Source organism: Geomobilimonas luticola, from assembly GCF_018476905.1.
GTDB lineage: Bacteria > Desulfobacterota > Desulfuromonadia > Geobacterales > Geobacteraceae > Geomobilimonas > Geomobilimonas luticola.
Genome location: NZ_JAHCVK010000001.1, coordinates 1,189,772 through 1,210,232 on the forward strand (window position 1 = coordinate 1,189,772; position 20,461 = coordinate 1,210,232).

Annotated in this window: 21 protein-coding genes; 1 reads left to right on the forward strand and 20 read right to left on the reverse strand. The window is 51.9% G+C overall.

Annotated features, from left to right (window positions below):
• Positions 1–56 precede the first annotated feature (56 nt).
• Positions 57–659, reverse strand: coding sequence for a TetR/AcrR family transcriptional regulator (locus KI810_RS05590; RefSeq protein WP_214174462.1), 603 nt, complete (start codon positions 657–659; stop codon positions 57–59).
• A 227-nt stretch (positions 660–886) separates the two neighbouring features.
• On the opposite strand from KI810_RS05590, the gene KI810_RS05595 reads away from it, so the two are divergent.
• A complete protein-coding gene (locus KI810_RS05595; protein WP_214174463.1) occupies positions 887–1,264 on the forward strand; it encodes a hypothetical protein in 378 nt (125 codons plus the stop codon).
• An 11-nt stretch (positions 1,265–1,275) separates the two neighbouring features.
• Here KI810_RS05595 and hcp read toward each other — a convergent pair whose 3' ends face one another.
• From hcp to istA, 19 genes are all read right to left on the reverse strand, one after another.
• A complete protein-coding gene (hcp, locus tag KI810_RS05600; protein ID WP_281412539.1) occupies positions 1,276–2,877 on the reverse strand; it encodes a hydroxylamine reductase in 1,602 nt (533 codons plus the stop codon).
• Between the two features lie 149 nt (positions 2,878–3,026).
• Positions 3,027–3,722, reverse strand: a complete 696-nt coding sequence (locus KI810_RS05605) for a type 1 glutamine amidotransferase (RefSeq protein WP_214174464.1) — start codon at positions 3,720–3,722, stop codon at positions 3,027–3,029.
• A 68-nt stretch (positions 3,723–3,790) separates the two neighbouring features.
• Positions 3,791–5,242, reverse strand: coding sequence for an ammonia-forming cytochrome c nitrite reductase subunit c552 (locus KI810_RS05610; RefSeq protein ID WP_214174465.1), 1,452 nt, complete (start codon positions 5,240–5,242; stop codon positions 3,791–3,793).
• 238 nt (positions 5,243–5,480) lie between these two features.
• Complete coding sequence (locus KI810_RS05615; RefSeq protein ID WP_214174466.1) at positions 5,481–5,852, reverse strand: DUF488 domain-containing protein; 372 nt, start codon at positions 5,850–5,852, stop codon at positions 5,481–5,483.
• A 14-nt stretch (positions 5,853–5,866) separates the two neighbouring features.
• Entirely contained in the window at positions 5,867–6,355 is a 489-nt protein-coding gene (locus tag KI810_RS05620; protein ID WP_214174467.1) for a ferritin-like domain-containing protein, read from the reverse strand.
• 61 nt (positions 6,356–6,416) lie between these two features.
• Positions 6,417–7,751 carry an FAD-dependent oxidoreductase gene (locus KI810_RS05625; protein WP_214174468.1) on the reverse strand — a complete coding sequence of 445 codons (1,335 nt, stop codon included), beginning with the start codon at positions 7,749–7,751 and terminating at the stop codon, positions 6,417–6,419.
• Between the two features lie 77 nt (positions 7,752–7,828).
• Positions 7,829–9,124 carry a diguanylate cyclase gene (locus KI810_RS05630; protein ID WP_214174469.1) on the reverse strand — a complete coding sequence of 432 codons (1,296 nt, stop codon included), beginning with the start codon at positions 9,122–9,124 and terminating at the stop codon, positions 7,829–7,831.
• Positions 9,125–9,183: 59 nt separating this feature from the next.
• Complete coding sequence (locus tag KI810_RS05635) at positions 9,184–10,110, reverse strand: CopD family protein (protein WP_214174470.1); 927 nt, start codon at positions 10,108–10,110, stop codon at positions 9,184–9,186.
• A 92-nt stretch (positions 10,111–10,202) separates the two neighbouring features.
• The gene (locus KI810_RS05640; protein WP_214174471.1) at positions 10,203–10,895 is read right to left on the reverse strand and encodes a hypothetical protein; all 693 of its coding nucleotides are present in this window, start codon (positions 10,893–10,895) and stop codon (positions 10,203–10,205) included.
• A gap of 74 nt (positions 10,896–10,969) precedes the next feature.
• Positions 10,970–11,683 carry an iron-sulfur cluster repair di-iron protein gene (gene ric, locus KI810_RS05645; protein ID WP_281412540.1) on the reverse strand — a complete coding sequence of 238 codons (714 nt, stop codon included), beginning with the start codon at positions 11,681–11,683 and terminating at the stop codon, positions 10,970–10,972.
• 73 nt (positions 11,684–11,756) lie between these two features.
• Positions 11,757–13,088 (reverse strand): cbb3-type cytochrome c oxidase subunit I, encoded by a 1,332-nt coding sequence (locus KI810_RS05650; RefSeq protein ID WP_214174473.1) that lies wholly within the window; start codon positions 13,086–13,088, stop codon positions 11,757–11,759.
• A gap of 9 nt (positions 13,089–13,097) precedes the next feature.
• Positions 13,098–13,799 (reverse strand): cytochrome c, encoded by a 702-nt coding sequence (locus tag KI810_RS05655; protein WP_214174474.1) that lies wholly within the window; start codon positions 13,797–13,799, stop codon positions 13,098–13,100.
• A gap of 91 nt (positions 13,800–13,890) precedes the next feature.
• Positions 13,891–14,187: a Rieske (2Fe-2S) protein gene (locus tag KI810_RS05660; protein ID WP_214174475.1), complete on the reverse strand. Its 297-nt coding sequence runs from the start codon at positions 14,185–14,187 to the stop codon at positions 13,891–13,893.
• A 14-nt stretch (positions 14,188–14,201) separates the two neighbouring features.
• Positions 14,202–17,009: an aconitate hydratase AcnA gene (acnA, locus tag KI810_RS05665; protein WP_214174476.1), complete on the reverse strand. Its 2,808-nt coding sequence runs from the start codon at positions 17,007–17,009 to the stop codon at positions 14,202–14,204.
• A gap of 20 nt (positions 17,010–17,029) precedes the next feature.
• Entirely contained in the window at positions 17,030–17,632 is a 603-nt protein-coding gene (locus KI810_RS05670) for a hypothetical protein (RefSeq protein WP_214174477.1), read from the reverse strand.
• A gap of 19 nt (positions 17,633–17,651) precedes the next feature.
• Entirely contained in the window at positions 17,652–17,876 is a 225-nt protein-coding gene (locus tag KI810_RS05675) for a hypothetical protein (RefSeq protein WP_214174478.1), read from the reverse strand.
• Between the two features lie 99 nt (positions 17,877–17,975).
• On the reverse strand, positions 17,976–18,119 hold the full coding sequence (locus KI810_RS05680; protein ID WP_214174479.1) for a rubredoxin: 144 nt from the start codon (positions 18,117–18,119) through the stop codon (positions 17,976–17,978).
• 52 nt (positions 18,120–18,171) lie between these two features.
• On the reverse strand, positions 18,172–18,909 hold the full coding sequence (istB, locus tag KI810_RS05685; RefSeq protein WP_214174480.1) for an IS21-like element helper ATPase IstB: 738 nt from the start codon (positions 18,907–18,909) through the stop codon (positions 18,172–18,174).
• Positions 18,896–20,416 (reverse strand): IS21 family transposase, encoded by a 1,521-nt coding sequence (gene istA, locus KI810_RS05690; RefSeq protein ID WP_214174481.1) that lies wholly within the window; start codon positions 20,414–20,416, stop codon positions 18,896–18,898. The genes istB and istA overlap by 14 nt, the downstream gene beginning before the upstream one ends.
• Between the last annotated feature and the right edge of the window lie 45 nt (positions 20,417–20,461).

Sequence of the window (20,461 nt, forward strand, 5' to 3'; positions counted from 1 at the left end):
CCGCAGGAAGTAAATGCTCACTTACCTATATCATAAATGTTTTACCACTTTATGCTTCAGCATTTAGTTGTTATGGCAGCAGCAAAGGTCATCCAAAGTATTTCTACCTCAGCGGACAAAGAATTGGAAAAGTCGTTCATGACCCACTGGATAGCAGTAAAGTTAATCGTACCAATAAACATGCTTGTCAAAACACCGGGATCCAGTTTCCGGTTAATAATACCGGCATCCTGCGCCTGAGAGATGATGGAGCAAATACCTCTGGAGTACTGTGCGATGTTGTGTCTGACCTTCGTCCGGAGGTTCTTGTCCAATACCAGCACTTCATCAGAAAAAATTAAGCGGGGAATACCGATATGTTCTTCTATGTAAGACAGGTGGCGTTTAAAGATTTCTGCCAGTTTTTGCAGCGGATCATCAATCTCTGAAGCTGCATCAAGCAGCGATTCCAGGTCTTTCCCTATCTTATCAATCACCGCAATAAAAATTTCTTCCTTGTTTTTGAAGTGGCGGTAAATATTGCCCTCGGAAATACCAGTGGCAGAGGCAATCTCCGCTGTAGTCGCCCCGTTTATACCCTTCTGCCCGATAACCTTCAAAGCAGCCTTAGTAATCTGGCTCTGCCTAACCTCAGTTGTTTCCCTTATTCTGACTGCCATCACATTTCCTTTCACTATGTGCAAGTGAGCATTTGCTTGCATATAACGATATAAAACGAATTCCCACCTTGACCTAGGTCAAAATTTGTAATTTATCACAACGATTTTCCTGACTCCGTGACGACAAAGACAAAGTAAATTGATTTTAACAGATGTAACTAATTGATGTCCTTTGACAATTGAGCTATTTTGCTACGCAACAAAAACTAACCCTGCAGTTGAATCCAATGAAGCGTTTCATCATAGAGCAGTCCGAAGATGAATTCTACTCCTCCCACTCTGGGCTTGCCCTTGTTGGCCTAGCCATGAACCGTTTCACTTCCCTTGCATCATCTCTTGCCGCAGCAGTCCCCGCAAATGACAGTATCTCTCATGCAGATGTCATCAAGAGTTACTGCGGGATTCTTGCCCAGGCTAAGAGTGATTTCGTCGCCGTGGAACAGTATCGAACCGACGACTTTTTCCGTGAGGCCCTTGGTTCTGCCCAGGTTCTCTCCGAAGGCACCATGCGCCAGCGGATGGACGTGCATGCAGAAGCGTTTCTCCCTGCCGTAAACAATGAGCGCCCCGCAGTTAACCGCGAGGCGCTCATTGTTCATAGGTAGTTATTTTTCAGTTATCCCAGCATGGCCTTCATATCGGCATCGACCGTGGTGATCGGACCGACGTTGAAGTTCTCCACCAGGAAGTTGAGCACGTTGGGGGTGATGAAGGCCGGCAGGGTCGGCCCGAGTTTGATGTTCTTGATTCCCAGGGAGAGCAGGGTCAGCAGGATGACGACCGCCTTCTGCTCGTACCAGGAAAGAACCATGGAGAGCGGCAGGTCGTTGACGTCGCACTCGAATGCCCCTGCCAGGGCTACGGCGATCTGGATGGCAGAATAGGCGTCATTGCACTGGCCTATGTCCAGAAGACGGGGGATACCGCCAATATCGCCGAAATCCAGCTTATTGAAGCGGTACTTGCCGCAGGCCAGGGTCATGATGACAGTGTCCTTGGGAGCTTTTTCAGCAAATTCGGTGTAGTAGTTGCGGCCTGATTTGGCGCCGTCGCAGCCGCCCACCAGGAAGAAGTGCTTGATATCGCCGGATTTGACTGCGGCTATGACCTTGTCGGCCACGCCCAGCACAGCGTTGTGGCCGAAGCCGGTCAGGATCTCCTGGCCGGGGTTTTCCGGCAAGGCTGGGCACTCCAAGGCCTTGTTAATTACCGGGCTGAAATCCCAGCCGTCAATATGCTTGACGCCGGGCCAGGCCACCAGACCCCAGGTAAAGAGGCGGTCGGTGTAGGAATCGGCTGGGCGCTGGATACAGTTGGTATTAAAGATAATTGCGCCAGGGAAGTTGACGAACTCCTTGGCCTGATCCTGCCAGGCGCCGCCGAAGTTGCCTACCAGGTGGCCGTATTTTTTCAGGCCGGGATAGCCGTGAGCCGGCAGCATCTCGCCGTGGGTATAGACATTGATGCCCTTGCCTTCGGTCTGCTTGAGGATCTCTTCCATCATTTTCAGGTCGTGGCCGGAAACCAGGATGGCCTTGCCGGCCTTGGTTCCCAGTTGTACCGGAGTCGGTACCGGGTGGCCGTAGGTATCGGTGTGGGCGGCGTTCAGCAGGCCCATGACGGTCAGGTTGTGCTTGCCGCACTCCATGGCCAGGCCGACAAAATCCATCAGACCCAGGCTGGAGTCAGTAGTAGCGGCCAGCGCTTTCTGGAAGAAGGCCATAACGTCATTATCGGTCTTACCCAGGATCATGGCGTGGTCCATATAGGCGGCCATCCCCTTCAGGCCGTACATCACGATCTCGATCACGGAACGGATGTCTTCGTTGACATGCTGGGTGTTGATGCCGTGCTGCTCGCCCTGGCTGGTCATGCCGGCTAGGTCATCGGCCGGTTTCCAGTCGGCTACCGGACCGGAAATGGTTACGCCGGCCAGCAATTTTGCTTTTTCTTTCAGTTCATAGCATCGCTTGATCAGGCCGCCGATGCGGGCTGCTTCGAAATCGACGTTAGTGACAGTGGTGAAGAGCCCCTCGATAGTGAAACGGTCGATCTCGGCGTTACGGCCGATCTCGTTGGCATACAGCGCCAGGCTTTTGAGTCCGTAGATCAGGTGATCTTGCAGGGCTGCCACGTCAGGTTTTTTACCACATACACCGGAAATGTGACAGCCGGTGCCGTTCGCAGCCTGCTCGCATTGGTTACAGAACATACTCATTTGTGTTTCTCCTTTTGTTTGTTGTTCCAATAGCCTGGATTGGTGAATTCTGAATTGGATGAAGACAAATGATACCGTTGTTTTCTACTATCCGTGTTTGACAGTAGTCAAAAATCAGGTAAAAGCCGGGTTCTCGCTTTTTCAAATAATCACAACTTGTAGCCACGTGTGACATAAGATAGCACTTTCCCCATAAGACTATTGATCTCTTCATAAGCAGGATTATTTACCGCCCTCATTTCCGATTCAGTCTGAATGTAAGGCCCTGGAATCAATTCACCACGACAATTCTTCAAGATAGCGTTAACATTTTCTGGTGTTGTTTCGAGGTGAAACTGCAATCCGATAACATTTTGTCCAAATTGAAAGGCCTGGTTTTCGCTGGCAGCGCTTCTAGCAAGGCAGACAGCTCCGCTGGGCAGGTCGAATGTTTCGCCGTGCCAGTGAAAGACTTTACATTTTTCGGGGAAATTAAAATTGTTAGTCACATTTTGATTTGCTTCAATTTGAAACCACCCTATTTCTTTCTGGGCATTCTTATATACACGAGCTCCAAGTGCACTGGCAATGAGTTGTGCTCCAAGGCAAATACCCACAACAGAGACACCAAAATCTATTGCTTCGCGAATCAGCTGTTTTTCCTGACGCAGCCATGGAATGCGTAACTCGTCGTTAACACTCATTGGCCCGCCCATTACGATTATAAGGTCAAAATTATCCGCTTGTGGCAAATCATGATCCTCGAAGAAACGAGTATAGCTAACGTCAGCTCCATGCTTCTCTAACCATAGCCTGATACTCCCGATACCTTCAAAAGGCACATGCTGAAGCACATGAACTTTCAATCTATTATCCAATTCACGAATGTTGATAAATACTGGGGGGGCATACGCATGCCCCCCCAGAGCTGATTTTACTTAACTTCAGGTGATTTTATCTCGTGTTCCGGCCTAAACATGATCTTGTTCACGCCTCGGTTGTTCGTGTATTTTGAAAGCTCAAGGTCAATCTTTTCCGGCACCTTCTCTCCCGCCTGCGCAAGCAGTTTGCGGAGCTGTGAATCGGCGGACGCGGCATATTTTGCTGCATCGTTCAAAACACGCATGGTTTCTGTTGGGTTGTGGAAACCGTTAGAGTTCTCCGCTCCTATGAATATAAGCCGATAGAATGCCTGTTCGTACTGCTCTCGTGCCTGAGCGTAAAGAGCCTTGTCGATCTTTTTACCGGATGCCTCGACCTTATTCGCTATCTCGAAAAGCTTGGCGTCGGTTGCCGTTGCGTAGCCCGCCTTCAGATACACGATCATGGTTTGATCCTGGATAGCAAAGATCTTATCGCGGAGCACTTGCGATGTCTCGGTATGGCAGGCGGCGCACGCGATCAGGTCATTTTTCAGCGGGCTCATGATTCTATGGTCCGAGACTTTCTGACCATCCCTTGTAACGGTCGGCATGTGACAATCCGCACAGCTTACACCGTTTGCCCAATGTGGGCTGTTGTTGGAGAAAAGCTCATACTCAGGGTGACGAATGAAGCCCAATTTGAAGCCGGTCACGCTCTGCGTCCACTCCAGGTTTGCAGGTGAACTCTTGATCTCGGCAATTATATTTTCAATGCTTATGTTGCCAACTTTGCTACCCTGCCAGGGAAAGACGACATCCGTCGAATGCATTTCCTTATCTTTGGTGATCATGTAACTGACATGACACTGGGCGCAGACCAGGGTCCGTTTTTCTTGCGCAGTGAGCTTTTCCTCATCTGCACCGATCTTCTTGAGCGCCTTTCCTAACGTGAAACCACGGGAAATCTTGAGAGCCATCCCCCTGTTGTCGTGACAGTCAATACAGGCGACACCGAGGGTCTGCTGATCCTTCGGAAGTTTCGCCAGCACTTCCTTGTAAGGAGTTGAGAAATAGGCTTTCCCCATCTGTTTTTCAAGTATCGGGGCGTAGGGAGTTTTGCATGTCAGGCATGAGCCCCCGGCTTTCACTCGCCCGGGGTCGACCTCAAGCTGATCCTGAACCATGAAGAAGTGTCCACGCGGTTCGCGGTATTCGGAGCCAAAACCCCAGCCGTTGTAAAGTAGCGCCAGAAACGGATACTCATCGAGCTTGTCACGACGGTCCTCGCCGACATCGTAGCCTTTTTTGTATTTGCTCTTGCCGGCGGGGGTCGGTTCACCAGTTTGCCGCCAGAGTTTATATTGAAGTGGATATACTTTACCCCACTCGGCCGGGTCAATTGTGCCGTCTTCAATGGCGACAGTCTTCATAGGCTCCACCTTTTTCGGCGAGCATCCTGACCAGACTGCCGTGGCTACCAGAATAGCCAGCACGGCGTATCCCCTTGTGTGTTTCATTTGCATATCCTACCTCCCTTGGCCGGTTTATTTGACTGCAACAGCTACTAACTTCTGCGTTAGTTATTACTCCTACATGCAATAAATAACTTGATCCACGTCAAAATTTACTTGCATACAACTTATTTGAATCTCATTTTTTAATATTGAAGCCTTCTCTGGCAGAACCACCTTGGATAAAAGTGGACTAACAGATACCAACAACCTCTTCCTGATCGTGTCTTGAGATGCCATCGCCAGATTATTAACTTCCACATTGGCAGTCATCTGCCAGTCGAGCCTCAAGAAACGACCGAAACACTACGGCATTGTTGTGCTCATTGTCATGGGCACTGTAGAGTAATGTAATGTCCTGTTTTCTTGCCATATCCAGGATGGGCCGCCAGGCAGCGCTGTTGTATTCCAGCTCAGCATCGTAACGACGACAGAACTCCTCCCACTTGGCAGGGTCATGCCCGAACCAGTGTCGTAATGCATCGCTGGGGGCCGCATCTTTCAGCCACCCATCCATACGGAGGTTTTCTTTCTTCATACCTCGCGGCCACAAGCGGTCAACAAGAAAGCGGGGACCATCGTCCGGTTCATACGGGTCATATACACGTTTGATTCGTATCATGATACTTTTACACTTTAGTCGAACTTCTTGAGGTTACTGAATTCGGCATTGGCGAGGTAGTACTTCGGTGACTCAACAAAGAAGTATATATGTTCAACAATGCTCAAATGCTTCCGCTCCTCGTCGGCGATCAAGAGCAGAGTCTCGCGAGTTCCCTCATCCTTTACCTGCGCAGCCAGTTCCTCGTAAAATCGGATGCCCTCTTCCTCTTCCTTTACAACGTTACGGTAAGCATCAGGGTCTTCCTTGAGCTCCTCCATGAGGTCACGCTTTGCCAGTAGAGGTTCGAAAAGGCATTCTGCATCCGGCAGTGTATTGAACTGGGACTTTAGGGGAGCAATACTCCCTTTCATTTCCAGCAGGGCATCGTGATGTCCCTGTTCGGATTTCGCCAATATGGTGAAAAGATTCTTTAATTCGGGAACAACGGAGAGCGTCGCAAGCTTTTCGTAATATTTCACGGACTCCTCTTCCCTTTTGATAGCACAATCAAAAACATTCATAGTGATTTCCCTATCTCCTCTTTCTTGATAATGATTTTTTGTAACACCTCCGTACTGCCACTCACACGTACTTGATCGCCTTGTTCGCTGCAATGAGGAGCGGATCCCAGACCGGCGAATATAGAGGTGAATAGCTCAGATCAAGTTCGGCGAGTTCGAACACCGTCATCTGTTTGTATATTCCGGTGGCAAGAACATCGAGCCGTTTTGCCACGACGTCCTGCCCGATCATCTGCCCGCCCAGCAATAATCCTGTCCCTTCTTCAAACAGGAGCAGTACTCGCATGGTGCCGCCTCCAGGAAATGCGCCCCTGGTCGAAGTGTCCACGTAGACCTTTACATAGTTTGCGCCGTTCTCCTGAAGTTGCCGTTCACTGAGACCGCTGGTGGCCACCGTCAGGTCGAAGAACTTGAATACCGCGGTCTGGTCAATGCCGTAAAACTCCTTCATGGCATTACTATTGACGATATTGCTGCCGGCAAGCCGTCCCTGCTTGTTTGCCACCGGGCCGAGCGGCATGTAGCCGTTCCTGCCGAGCTGGCGGACGTAGTGCTCGGCACAGTCACCGGCAGCGAAGACATCAGGAAGGTTTGTCCGCAAAAAGCGGTCGACCTTTACCGCTCCGCCAACACCCAGTTCGCCGCCGGCAGACGAGAAGAGTGCCGTATTCGGTCTTACGCCGATGGAAACAACCACCATGCCTGCTTCGAAGTCTCTGGTTGTAGTCCTGACCACGGAACCTTGCTTCTCAGTGATATCAACATTGGTATGGAGCTTGATTCCCTTCTCCTCCAGCTTTTCAAGCACCTTGGCCCGGATTTCTTCGGCAAACGAAGGGAGGATCGTGGCAGACTTCTCAAGGATGACCGGCTTGATCTTCATGTTGTAGAGGACATCAACCAGCTCAAGATTGGTATAACCGGAGCCTATGAGTATGACATTGGAAGGAGATTTTTCGTAGATGATGCTTTTGACCAATCGAGTGTCGTCCAGTGTTTTGAAATAGAAGACGTCAGCATCATCAAATCCGGGAAGGGTCAGCCTGTTCGGTTGATTGCCTGTGGCATACACAAGGTAATCGTAACTCTCACGATATTCCCGAGAAAGCTGGTGATCAACAACCGTCACCTCCTTGCGTAGCGGGTCGATAGTGACAACTTCATTGTGCAGCCGATAATCGATACCGCGTTCCTTGCGGATCGCTTCAAGGCTCATCGCATAGAGATCCTCGACCGGCTTATCCTTGTAGAAAAGATTGTAGGGCATACCACAAGCAGCGTAGGAAACATCGCCTGACTTTTCCAGGACGACCACCTGCGCTCCGTGGTCTTCGCGCTTGATCTGGCTGGCGGCAGACAGTCCACCGGCTATCCCGCCAATAATCACTGTTTTCATCTGATTACCTCCAACATCTTAATGTTGGCAGCTCCTTCCACTTAACATTCGGGTGCTGACAAATAAACGCATCTGGTTTAAACCGTTCCGGTATTGCAGTCACAACGGGTTTCGACTCGGTTTCTTCCTGCCTGCTTGGCGGCGTACATGGCATCATCGGCGCGCTTGATGATGGTCTCCGGTGTGTCGTCCGGATAAAACTGGGCAACGCCGAAACTGCAGGTCACGGTGCCCATCAGCGGGAACCGGTGTTCACCCACCGTGTATCTGATTTTTTCAGCGAGTTCCCGCCCCGTCCTAACATCGTTGTTGTGTACAAGAATGACAAATTCCTCTCCGCCGAAGCGGGCGAAGATGTCAGTCTGGCGAATCATGTTGGTAACGATGCGGGCAAGTTCCTGTAATACGGTGTCGCCGGCTTCGTGCCCATAGGTGTCGTTAACTGATTTGAAATGGTCGATGTCGAAGAAAATGAGCGCCAGCGGCATGCTGTAGCGCTTTGCCTCTTGTATTTCCGCCTGAAGCAATTCCAAAAATCTGCGCCGATTGCAGATACCGGTCAGAGAATCGGTAGTTGCCTGGTTTTCAAGAATTGCATTCACTCGTTTCAGCTCTTCTTCCGCACGGTCGCGTTCTTCAGTGCGCCGCCTCAGTCCCGTGTAGCCGACATACAGACCGGTAAGACCCATCAACCAGATGATGCCATGACCTGCCCAGAGCAATTCGATCTGTTTGCGTGTAGCTGACTCAAAGAGTGTCATCGGCAATTTTATACTGATGCCGCCGCGAATATCGCCTTTTCTATACCCTTGGTGGGCATGACAGGGAAGACAGCTCTCTTCTGTCACCAAAGGCCGCATGAGCCGCACGTAACCAGTTCTCCCCTCCGTTACCACACTGCTGACTTCCTGGACCCCGCGTTCAAAATCCCGCAACGCCGATTCCTCCCAAATGTCGGCCCTGTTCTCGGGTCGTAATGGTTTGAGACTCGTAATCCGTCCGGACACTTTATGTTCCTTGAGTGCGTATTCATAAATCTGGCGTGTCATATACGAAGGATTTACCAGTGTAAGGTGACGTCCGGATGGAGTTGTCACATCCCGCTCCAGGATCGACGGAGGGTAGAACGGATTGGGCGAGAGTCCCCGATCTGCAGGCACATAGATGCCGCCATGGAGGGCATTCCAATTGCGGTAGAGGATATCTTTATCTATATAGGCTCTGGCAACATTCTGGGCGATGGCCACGATTTCCTGCCGATGAACCGAAATGCTTACCAGAAGCGATACGGCAATGACGATTGTCCAACCAAGGGCAAGAATCAGGGAATAGGTTCCCGGCTGGGTTAGACGTAATTGTTGCTTGATCTGCATAGTGTTGACCCAAATACCACATTTAGTAGTTTCGGCCGCCAGAGATTGTTTTTCACAGTCTATCCCCACCGCCAGAGAGAAAGTATCAGGATGATGATAAAGACAATCGTAAGGTTCATGTGCGCCATGAAGAAAAACACCCGTTCGTGCAGTGGAGCTTTTCGGGGACCGGCAGCGATGACTTCTCCCGCAGTTGCCATGGTAGTCAACTTCTCCCGACCATGCGGTGCAAGCGACAGTGCCTCCGTCAAATCGTTACCGGCATTGTGCCGTCCCATGTGAACCCCTTGCTTCCAGAGTTTACTTTGGGTCGCATCGTAAACCTTTCCCTCGAAAGCAAAATAAGCGGGTCGACCATCCTTCCCATCGTATGCTGTCAAATCTTCAAGTGTCAGTCCACCTGCCGTATCCGCAGACGACAGCTCCTTCCTTTTTGCCTTGAGGCGCGGCCCGATGACGGTAATTACGAACAGGGCAGAGATCACCATCACCAGATAGAGGCAGACCTTTATAAACAGGAGAATGCCGAAGCGAGTGTGGAAGAGTGTGTCCAATGAATACACCCGATAGTAGGTCAAGATAGAGCCGGTTACACCCATGACAATCATCGAGACGATCCCGACTCTCAGTTCACCGCGTGGGAGACCGCTTGCCGCATAAGCCGGCTTAAGAATTAAGTGCACGTAGAGGATCGTACCGAACCAAAAAATGGCAGTCAGAAAGTGAAAATAGCCAATTACCAGTCGGAACCCTTTTACGAACGCGCTCCTTTCAGGATTTACTGTCTGAGCTCGGAGCGATTCGGCAAATGCCTTGCCTGTTGTTGTAAGTTCGCCGCCACCGCCCGGATCAAGGTGACAGGCAGCACATGCCTGGCCGGTCTGCTTGGCATACTCCTCGGTAGCACCAACCTGCTGGGGTACCAAAATCGCGAATGACGTAAAAAGAATTAATCCGATAAGGTGCTGTAAAACTATTTTAGACATGAGGTTCCTTCCTACTATCGTCTTGCGGACTGAAACCTGATTGCAGAGGGCGATTAGATTCAGCATTTATGCAGACAAGCCGTACGCACAACTTAAACCATTCGTCCTACCAGTTCAGAATGACTCTGCACTTGGAAAACATAACGGGGCACGTTGTGGCTGGCTGTCCTTGCCATAAACGGTTCTCCCCAAAAACTCAGCAAACATTCAGTTTTGCCCTCTTTGTCAAGATCGGAGATGACTGCTGAAACTCCTCCTGAGATGGAGGTCCAAATAGTATTTCGAACTTTACTCTTGCTTGCACAACGCTTGATTTTTGGCATAACTTCGCTTTCCCACATCTCTCGATCACTAGTATCGAGGATAAACTGGATCGACTTTACTGCGGGGTTTTCGATAGCGGTTTTGAGAAGTGCATCAAATAACTCCTGGCGCTTGAACATGACGGGGCAGACGTGGAACCTCAACATCTCATTGCACGCTCGGTGGGAAAAATCTTCCATCGTCTGGTGAATGCTCAGTGGCCCGACCAACACTGCATCCGGTGGGCTCAGCTGAGATAGAATATCCTTGACAGTTACTTCGGTCTGGTGAAGAGATGCTTCGATATGTTCGGATTGTCGCTCACGGCGTAAATCGCGCAGGAATAACAGGGCGATGAGAACAACGGAGATCATTAACAGGACTTCCGCTTCAACCACATGCAACATGTGCATGACAATTGCCGCAACTGCCGCAATTATTCCGGCAATAGCATCCCAGTCATATTTCAGGATCCTCTTCATGACTTCCTTTCTTGTACTGTCTTGGAACCAATCACAATAAACCCGGCACAAATCCCTCGTAAAGTAGCACGATATTAAAGTTGCGCCGCCTTCAGAAAGAGAATGTTATTCTCCAGATGAACATGCTTGTGGAGATCATCCTCAAACTCACTGAGCTTCTTGTAGGTTAGCATGAAGGTATTGCAGACATCGTCAGGGATCGCATAATTTTTTGCGAGATGGCGGATCTCATGGATGGCATCGCCGATCTCCTCATGTTCACGATGGAGCCTGATGAGGGATACACGGATAGTTTCCCGATCCGTGACATCCGGTGTAACACCGGCAATTCTAGCCGCATCGGCACGCTTGAGAGCTGGAAAGAACACCTCTTCTTCCTCCTTCAGGTGTCCAACCATGTCGGTTGCGATCTTCTCGAAAATTGTCGCGATCCGGATCACTTCAGGATGGTGTGCCCCATGAACACCGGCAATCTTTCGGGCATAAGCGGCAATCTGTTCATCATTTTCCTTGAGATAGACATGGTGGGTATTGACGATATAGTCGGCGAGAAACGGCAACGTCCATGATGAATAATTCTGGTCCCGTCCGACCGGTTCATTCTGCACTGCCTCAAGTTCGCTTGTTAGCGTGGCAAGATCGAGTCTTTTCTCTGTGCAGGTCGCCGCGAGAGCAACGTTGCCGCCACAGCAGAAATCAATGCCGTGGTTTTCAAAGACTGTGGAAGTCCGGAAATCTGCGGCGACAATCTCACCGATGGTATTGTCCCCTGTTATTGATTTTTTCATGGTCATCTCCTTTTTACGGTGAGGGGGGCTGCAATAAAAGCCGTTCACACTTTGCATTGATGTTGAACTGTTTTCAATCCAGCCTCTCTGTTGCAGCTTTTGGTGACAATAGATCAAACACGGTAATCAGCACGCCGCCCAAGAAAAACACCCCCAGCACAAGCGTGACCCCCATCCAGAGCCGCATGTAGGATTGGGCCGTCATGTACCCCATGCCAAGCACTCTCTCCAGGTAACTTTGCAGGACACCCGCAATGCCGAAGGTGAGTCCCATGAGCATCATGGCGCTGCACATGGTCCAGAAACCAAGTTTGGCGCGGGTCGGCTGGTAAATCTCGATCCCCCGCAGGCGGGGCATGGCAAAATAAAAAACCAACAGGTTAAGGAGCGCATAGGCGCCAAAGAAAGCCAGATGTCCATGGGAGACGGTGACCTGGGAGCCATGGGTATAGTAGTTGATCTGCGGCAGGGTATGGGCGAAGCCCCAGACACCGGCTCCTATCATGTGAAACACCGCGCACCCCACGGCAATGGTCCAGGTGTGGGGATTGATAATTTTGGCATGTCGATGACGGACGTGGTTCATGGTGTCAATGACCATCAGCAGTATGGGGAGCGGCTCCAGAGCGGAAAAGACTCCGCCGACCCAGAGCCAGTATTTGGGAGCGCCGATCCAGTAGTAATGATGCCCGGTTCCGGCGATTCCGGTAAACATGAACAGGCCAATCTCAACATAGAGCCATTTTTCGACAACCTGCCGATCCACGCCAGTCAACCGCATCAGGATGAAGGCCATGATGGCGCCGGTGACCAGCTCCCAGGCTCCTTCGACCCAGAGATGGATAACCCACCACCAGTAGTACCAGTCAATTACCTCATTGCGATAGAAAGGGATACCGGCCAGATAGAGGAGTGCCAGAAAAACCAAGCCGCCAAGCAGTGTCCCCTGGATGACGGTCCAGCGTCTGGCCTTGAACATGGTCATCCCGACATTGAACAAAAAGACCAGTGCACCAACCACCACCATGTAGTTAAGGGGCGGCGGAATCTCCAGGAGTGGCCGTCCCTTGGTCCAGCCAAATGCAAATCCGATTAGCGCAACAACTCCTGTTACAACTAGGGCGATCAACTGAAACCATGCAAGATTTGGTGACCAGATCTCGCTCTCGGTTTCCATGGGGACGATGAAATAGGTCCCCCCCATAAAGGCAAGCAGCATCCAGAGAACCAGGAGGTTGGTATGCATGGCCCGTGCTGTGGCGAACGGAAATACGTTGACGATCTCTTGCGGAATGGTGAAGACATAGTTGGATATCAGCCAGAGCCCCATGACTACCTGGAGGACAAAGAGGAACAAGGCGATTGTGAAATACCAATTGGCAATTTTCTGTGATTTATACACCATTACGTCCTCCTATTTCAGGTTTCCCAGGAATTTTGCCACTTCGTCCCGTTCACGGTCGGAGAGTTCAGTCTGCGGCGGCATCTTGGCATTGGGGTTCACACTCTTGGGATTATTGATGTAGTGTTCAATCTGCTCGACAGTCAACTTGCGACCGATGGTATCCAATACCGGGCCGAAGGTTCCGCCAACACCGTGCAGCGAATGGCAGTTCATGCATCCTTTTGTCTGAAAAACCGCTGCTCCCGGAGAGACCGCTGCTCCCAGTGACAGGCGTTGCTCACTGCGGGACAGGCGTTTTTTGCTGTCCTGCGGAGGCCAGTCGCCATTATCAATCTCACCGACCCAGTTGAAGAAGGCAACAAGATTTTCAATTTCCACTTCGGACACATGCTGCTGCGGCATTTTCCGTGCTGACTTGGCGAAAGCTTCTTCAGGATGCCTGACACGGTAGCGGACACCATCCTCACCAACTCTTTGCACCACTTTGGTAAGGTCGGGCGCGTAGTAACCGCCAAAGCCGAGGATGGTGTGGCAGTCGTTGCAGTTGTACTTTTCAAAGGCCCGCTTGCCGGCAACCACATTCTCCGACAGCTTGTCGGCGTGGGACAGAGAGGCAACCTGACGATGGGTGTCCACCGTCAGGCCAAGAAACAGGACTGCCGAGGAGAGAGTGCCCAGCAGAAAAATCCAAAAAGCAATTTTTTTGGTCATCGAATGGTCTCCTTAGAGGCTTAGTATAAATTCGTGTTGCCGCAGACATTAACCAGATTTCATGCATATGATGCCTTTGACAGTCCTACCTTTATAATTCAATCATTATGTCGTCGCCGACCACTTCTACCTGATACGTTTTCAGGGTATAACCCGGATGGTCCGTGCAAGTGCCACTTTGCAGATCGTAGTGCCAGCCGTGCCGAGGGCAGGAGATGACGCCTTCCTTGACTATTCCTGCCAACATCGTACTTCCCTGGTGTGGGCAATAGTTTTCACAAGCCGAAATAGTGCCATTGTCATTAATCAACACCACTTCTTCCCCGTTAACGGTGATGAGCTTCTTGCCCCAGAGGGGGACCTCAGCAAGTTTTGCGGCAAAAATCATGTCAGTATTCTCCTTTACTTCTTTAATGCCTGGCGCAGCACGTATGATAAAATCCCGCCGTGGTGATAATAGTCGAGCTCGTTGTGTGTATCGATGCGGACCAGCGTCTGGAATTCCCTGATGGTTCCGTCCATGGCCCGTGCTTTGACTCTGAGTGTCTGGGCCGGAGCAAGAGATTCGAGCCCCTCGATATCAAACAGCTCATCTCCGCCAAGTCCAAGAGAGCTATATGTTGCGTCTGGCATAAACTGGAGTGGGAGTATCCCCATCCCCACAAGATTGGAACGGTGGATCCGCTCGAAACTTTCGGCGATCACTGCGCGGACTCCCAGGAGTAGCGTTCCCTTGGCGGCCCAATCCCGCGATGAGCCGGTCCCGTATTCCTTGCCGGCAATGACGATGAGCGGGACAGCCTCTTCGCGATAGCGCATGGCAGCATCATAGATGGACATCTGCACACTCCCTTTGCCGTCTGTTGGCATCCAGACGGTCACCCCCCCCTCCACCCCCGGCACCAGCCGATTCCTAATGCGGATATTGGCAAAGGTCCCCCGGACCATCACCTCATGGTTGCCGCGGCGGGAGCCGTATGAGTTGAAATCATGCGGCTTCACGCCGAGAGAGATGAGGTAGCGACCTGCCGGTGACTCCTCTCCAAACGAACCGGCCGGGGATATATGGTCGGTAGTGACGGAATCCCCGAGGAGCACAAGGACCCGGGAGCCCCTGATGTCTGCGACCGGCGCCGGTACTGCCGTGAAATCGGCAAAAAACGGGGGTTCCTTGATGTAGGTCGATTGCTCCTGCCACCGGTAAAGTTCGCCGGTTGGTGTTTCGAGCCCGTTCCAGAGTTCGCCGCCATTAAAAACGTCCCCATAGGTGTTGTTAAATTGTCCTGCGGAGACATGGCTGTGGGCAAGCTCCGCAACATCTTCGTCCGCAGGCCAGATATCTTTGAGGTAGACGGGCTGGCCATTCGGGTCGATCCCAAGCGGATCGCGGGTGAGGTCAATGTTGATGTTTCCCGCCAAGGCATAAGCGACAACGAGCGGGGGGGAAGCGAGATAGTTCGCCCGGATGTAGCTGTTGATTCGCCCTTCGAAGTTACGGTTGCCAGAGAGTACCGCCGCAACCGACAGGGAGCCGTCAACGATGGCCTTGGTGATATGCTCGGCCAGAGGCCCGCTGTTACCGATACAGGTCGTGCAGCCGTAGCCGACCAGGTGGAAGCGCAACCCTTCGAGATAGGGCATCAGCCCTGTGGCCACAAGATAATCGGCTACCACTTTCGAACCAGGAGCGAGACTTGTCTTTACCCACGGCTTGACCTGAAGGCCGCGCCGTACCGCGTTTTTAGCCAGAAGCCCGGCAGCTATCATCACCGAGGGGTTAGAGGTATTGGTACAACTGGTGATTGCGGCAATAACAATAGAGCCATGGCAGAGACTGTACGCGGTGCCGTCAGGTTGCCGTAGCGGTACGCACTGGCCCAGAGCTCCGAGTTCCCGGTCGGGATGGAGTGCCGTCAATTCCGGGGCAACGGTCATCGGCGAGCCTCCCTCGCCAAGCCATCGTTCCCTGGTCTCCTTATCCAGCTTTACTGCTTCATGCTGCATGAGGGTGACCAGTGATGTGCGAAAGGAACTACGAACATCCTTGAGCAGCAGCCGGTCCTGCGGTCTGGAGGGTCCGGCCAAGCATGGTTCGACTGTACCGAGTTCCAGTTCCAGCGTGTCGCTGTATGCCGACTCAGACTGACCGGGCGTGTGCCAGAGTCCTTGTGCCTTGAAGTACGTTTCAACCAACGGTACTAGCGACTCCCGACCGGTAAGGCGCATATAAGCGGTGGTCTGCTCGTCAACCGGGAAGATGCCGATTGTGGCGCCATACTCCGGCGCCATGTTGCCGATTGTTGCGCGGTCGGCCACGGAAAGCGAGGCGAGGCCGGGGCCGAAGAACTCAACGAATTTCCCCACGACCCCTTTTCTGCGGAGCATCTGCGTTACTGTCAAGACAAAATCGGTGGCCGTTGCTCCAGGCTTGAGCCGGCCAAGGAGGCGGAAGCCGACCACTTGGGGGATGAGCATCGAACAGGGCTGGCCGAGCATGGCCGCCTCCGCTTCGATACCACCTACCCCCCATCCGACCACCCCCAGCCCGTTAATCATGGTGGTGTGAGAATCGGTTCCGATCAGCGTGTCGGGGTACACCCATGTTGCACCATTGAGTTCCGACGTCATAGCGACCTGGGCGAGGTACTCCAGGTTCACCTGGTGGCAAATGCCGGTTTCAGGAGGGACGACGCGGAAGTTCGTAAACGCGCCCTGTCCCCAGCGAAGAAACTGGTAGCGCTCATGGTTACGTTCAAACTCGATGGCTGAATTCGCCTTCAGCGATGCAACAGTGCCGTACCTGTCCACCTGCACCGAATGATCGATGATCAGGTCGACCGGCTGCAGGGGGTTGATGCGGGAAGGCTTCCCCTGGAGCCGATGCAGGGCCGCGCGCATGGCGGCGAGATCGGCGACGGCCGGCACGCCGGTGAAGTCCTGGAGGAGCACTCGCGCCGGCATGAATTGTATCTCCCTGTCCGGGACAGCCGCCGGGTCCCACTGGGCAAGCGCCTCTATATCTTCTTTCCTGACGGTTACCCCGTCTTCCCGGCGAAGGAGGTTTTCCAGGAGTATTTTCAAAGAAAAGGGGAGTCGTGAAAGATCAAAGCGGGCGGATTTGGAAAACTCCTGCAGGGAATGGTACCGATATTTTTTACCGCTGACCTCAAGGGTCATGAGGGAGTCAAAACTGTTCAGCATATTTCCCATAACCGCCTCCACATTAGTTATCAAGTGCTCCGTTCCAATTCTTCAGCACGCTCTTTGATCCGCTGCAGTTCAGTCTTGATTGCCAAAACCATTTCATTTTCACGGTCAACTACTTCTTTGGCCCATGCAGATTTTGGTACTAACACGATAAAAAATTGCAGATCAACAGGTGACATGGGGTTCTGCGCAGAATAGGGAGCAACCTTTATAGTGATTTGCCCGGAAAAGACAGGGTGATCGACCAGTTTGCGGCGGATATCCTTATACTTTTTACTTACCATATACTTTTCAATGTATGGTGTGCCCCGCACCGTTATTTTTCTAACAATTTCGCTTTCATACTCAAAGGACCTCAACAACCCGGGTTCATAATCGTTTCCATTTTTCTGAGCCTTGATTTCCCTGAGGGCCCCCTGGTCGAACACAAAATAGTCAAAACCGTCAGGCACGAGGCATTCCCAACCAATTTTTAGTTCCTTGGCAGTCCCCCCAACAAGTCGCTCCACCACACTGGAGCCGTCCACATCCGGCATGTAGCGCTGAGGGTCTTCAATACTGTCTAAAAGCACACTCCAAACAGTTACAGGTTGGGCATGGATCAACATGCTTAACGTTTTTACCATGGGTTCCTCACTATCTCAGTCACAGTGTTTGCTTGGGCAGATACGCCATAAATTCCTTTAAACGGTTCAATGCCTTTTCAATTTCGACAAGGTTTGCTTTCAGCTGCATCAAATCACCCGTATCCAATTGAGGTGCGAATTCTTGAATTATTGCAATTTGCTCCGACAACACATCATTCATTCTGAAGTGTTCCTCTGACAGACATAAATCTGGCTGCTTGTTTATTTGCTCGTTGCCTTTCATGTCTCCCCCCTTGAATATAAACAGTTACCTTTTATATCAGGCCCCGACAGTTGATCAGGGCCATCATTGGATAATACGTCGAATCAAAAACTCCCTTTATTATAGCTCCTCGAAGGAATCTTTTCCGGCACCACACTCAGGGCAGACCCACTCAGCCGGAAGATCTTCGAAAGCGGTTCCGGGTGCAATCCCATGCTCCATGTCTCCGACAGCCGGATCATACACATACTTGTCAATCGGCATTGAATTTTGACCCACCGCAGGCGTGCTTTTTGACCCACCCCCAGCAGTATTTTTAGTTAATGATCCTCGTTCTGATTCTCCAGCTTTCGTTTCCTGTTTCAACAATCTCGCAGTGGTGAGTAACCCTGTCTAACAGTGCCGTTGTCATTTTTCCATCACCGAACACTTGTGGCCATTCTCCGAAGGTCAGGTTTGTTGTAATGATCAGTGACGTTCTTTCATAGAGCTTCGAGATCAGGTGGAACAGGAGTTGTCCTCCGCTTCTGGAGAACGGCAGGTAGCCCAGTTCGTCCAGTATGACCAGATCGTGTCGGGCGAGGTGTTCCGCCAGCTTTCCACCCCGGTTGTCCATTTTTTCCTGTTCCAGCTGGTTCACCAGATCAAGCACATTGAAGAACCTGGCCTTCCTGCCGTTTCTGATGCTTTGCTTGGCAATTGAGATGGCCAAGTGCGTTTTACCGGTTCCGGTGCCGCCCACCATGATGACGTTGGTGTGGTCGGAGATAAAGCGCCCTTCGTTTAAGTTTCTGACCTGCATCTCGTTGACTGGCGAAGCGGTGAAGTCGAACCGGTCGAGATCCTTTTCTACCGGGAACCTGGCCAGACTCATGCGGTAACGGATGCTTCTGATTTTCCGCTCAGCCATCTCGGCTTCAAGAAGATCACAGAGGATCTTCTCCGGGGTGGCCCTGCTCTTGATTCCCGCTGCCAGTATCTCGTCAAGAGTGACCTTCATGCCATAGAGGCCAAGGGTTCCTATAGCTTCCATCAGGCGGTCACGCAGTACCATATGCGCCTCCCGACAGCAGACGGTCATAGCGGTAGCAATCCACCACCGGAATCATGGTCAGAAGCGGAAGCTGCGCCGATAGTGTGACCTGCGCCGGCTGCGGTTCATCATGCTGCCGGGAAAGTATGGAAAGGATGACGTCACTGCTGATCGTCTTGTCGGACAGAGCCTTGGCGCAGGCATCGGCCACATCCTCAATCCCGTAGCGCTTGACCACTGACAGGATGCTAACGAACTGGCGGTCGCCATCGGAACGAGCCTCAAGGAATGTTCTGACCTCCTTCATGGCCTCCGGCAGGTTCCATTCCTTGAAGGGTGCCCCATTGCGCAGGGCTCCAGGTTTTTGTTCCAGTACGGCCAGGTAATGCCAGGGATCGTAGATGACCTTGTCCCTGCCAAGATGACGGCGATGGATACCGACTACCGTGCCGTTCATAACAACAATGATCCTGTCGGCGTAAGCCCGTACCTCAACGCTCTTTCCTACAGCCATTGCATTGACGCTGTAGCGGTTGCGGTCAAAGCTAATCAGGAGTTGCGAACTGACCCTGGTGGTGTTGCCTTGGTAACCGTCGAAGGGGGAAACCGGCAAAGCCAGGAGATGCGTTCTCTCTTCGGCGAAGACCTGGTCGATGGTCCTGTCTTTCAACTCGGGATGTTTCGCCGTGGCAGCACGATTACGGCATTCACCGGCCAGCCATTCATTCAGTTCCTCAAGGTCGGCAAAGCGTCTGCGCGTGGCGAAGAAGCGGTGACGGACCACGCCGACCTGGTTCTCCACCTGACCCTTCTCCCAACCGGCAGCCGGGGTGCAGGCAACCGGGTCGAAGAGATAGTAGGACGCCAGGTTCTGGAATCTCCGGTTAAAGACTCGGTCCTTGCCCATCAGGACCTTGGTGACTACGGTTTTAAGATTGTCGTAGATGCCTCGTCTGCAGACGCCGCCGAAGAACTCGAATGCCCGGGAATGGGCATCGAGGACCATCTCCAGGGTCTCACGGGTGTAGGCGATGCAGAATAGCTTGCGGCTGTGGCACAGGCGGAACTGGGCGATCTTTACCTCGGCCGGCATACCGCCCAACTCGACCTGCTCATAACTCCAATCGAACTGGAAGGCATCGCCGGGATCATATTCAAGTGGAATGAAGGCTTTTGCCGGAGCCTTGCCTTTTTCTCTCCTCCAGGCACCGACATAGCGCCTGACAGCGTCATAGCCTCCGGCATAGCCCTCACGCTGCAGTTGCTCGAACAGGATCTGCGCACGGCGACGTTGTTTGACCGGCTTGGTTTCATCCTCATTCAGCAGTTCAACAAGACGCTCAATAACAGCCCCGAGCTTGGGACGGTGCTTGTCGATCCGGCAGTAGCTCTGATCGACTATTCCACTCCGGATGATGGTTCTGACGGTGTTACGGGAAAGATTTAAATCGCGGGAAATCTCGCGAATTCCTTTCCTCTCTACAAAATGGGCAATACGTACATCACGGATGGTATCCACCTTCAGCATCTCCTTTCTGTCTCCTCTCTCCGATAAGTTCGGAGAGTATGGAGC

Excerpts from the sequence above, each read along its gene's own strand:
- KI810_RS05660 (WP_214174475.1), bottom strand. The coding sequence starts at position 14,187 with ATGATTTTTGCCGCAAAACTTGCTGAGGTCCCCCTCTGGGGCAAGAAG.
- KI810_RS05655 (WP_214174474.1), bottom strand. The coding sequence starts at position 13,799 with ATGACCAAAAAAATTGCTTTTTGGATTTTTCTGCTGGGCACTCTCTCC.
- hcp (WP_281412539.1), bottom strand. The coding sequence starts at position 2,877 with ATGAGTATGTTCTGTAACCAATGCGAGCAGGCTGCGAACGGCACCGGC.
- istA (WP_214174481.1), bottom strand. The coding sequence starts at position 20,416 with ATGCTGAAGGTGGATACCATCCGTGATGTACGTATTGCCCATTTTGTA.
- istB (WP_214174480.1), bottom strand. The coding sequence starts at position 18,909 with ATGGTACTGCGTGACCGCCTGATGGAAGCTATAGGAACCCTTGGCCTC.
- KI810_RS05675 (WP_214174478.1), bottom strand. The coding sequence starts at position 17,876 with ATGAAAGGCAACGAGCAAATAAACAAGCAGCCAGATTTATGTCTGTCA.
- KI810_RS05650 (WP_214174473.1), bottom strand. The coding sequence starts at position 13,088 with ATGGTGTATAAATCACAGAAAATTGCCAATTGGTATTTCACAATCGCC.
- KI810_RS05635 (WP_214174470.1), bottom strand. The coding sequence starts at position 10,110 with ATGTCTAAAATAGTTTTACAGCACCTTATCGGATTAATTCTTTTTACG.
- KI810_RS05620 (WP_214174467.1), bottom strand. The coding sequence starts at position 6,355 with ATGAATGTTTTTGATTGTGCTATCAAAAGGGAAGAGGAGTCCGTGAAA.
- KI810_RS05610 (WP_214174465.1), bottom strand. The coding sequence starts at position 5,242 with ATGCAAATGAAACACACAAGGGGATACGCCGTGCTGGCTATTCTGGTA.
- KI810_RS05590 (WP_214174462.1), bottom strand. The coding sequence starts at position 659 with ATGGCAGTCAGAATAAGGGAAACAACTGAGGTTAGGCAGAGCCAGATT.
- KI810_RS05625 (WP_214174468.1), bottom strand. The coding sequence starts at position 7,751 with ATGAAAACAGTGATTATTGGCGGGATAGCCGGTGGACTGTCTGCCGCC.
- KI810_RS05670 (WP_214174477.1), bottom strand. The coding sequence starts at position 17,632 with ATGGTAAAAACGTTAAGCATGTTGATCCATGCCCAACCTGTAACTGTT.
- acnA (WP_214174476.1), bottom strand. The coding sequence starts at position 17,009 with ATGGGAAATATGCTGAACAGTTTTGACTCCCTCATGACCCTTGAGGTC.
- KI810_RS05595 (WP_214174463.1), top strand. The coding sequence starts at position 887 with ATGAAGCGTTTCATCATAGAGCAGTCCGAAGATGAATTCTACTCCTCC.
- KI810_RS05680 (WP_214174479.1), bottom strand. The coding sequence starts at position 18,119 with ATGCCGATTGACAAGTATGTGTATGATCCGGCTGTCGGAGACATGGAG.
- KI810_RS05640 (WP_214174471.1), bottom strand. The coding sequence starts at position 10,895 with ATGAAGAGGATCCTGAAATATGACTGGGATGCTATTGCCGGAATAATT.
- KI810_RS05615 (WP_214174466.1), bottom strand. The coding sequence starts at position 5,852 with ATGATACGAATCAAACGTGTATATGACCCGTATGAACCGGACGATGGT.
- KI810_RS05630 (WP_214174469.1), bottom strand. The coding sequence starts at position 9,124 with ATGCAGATCAAGCAACAATTACGTCTAACCCAGCCGGGAACCTATTCC.
- ric (WP_281412540.1), bottom strand. The coding sequence starts at position 11,683 with ATGAAAAAATCAATAACAGGGGACAATACCATCGGTGAGATTGTCGCC.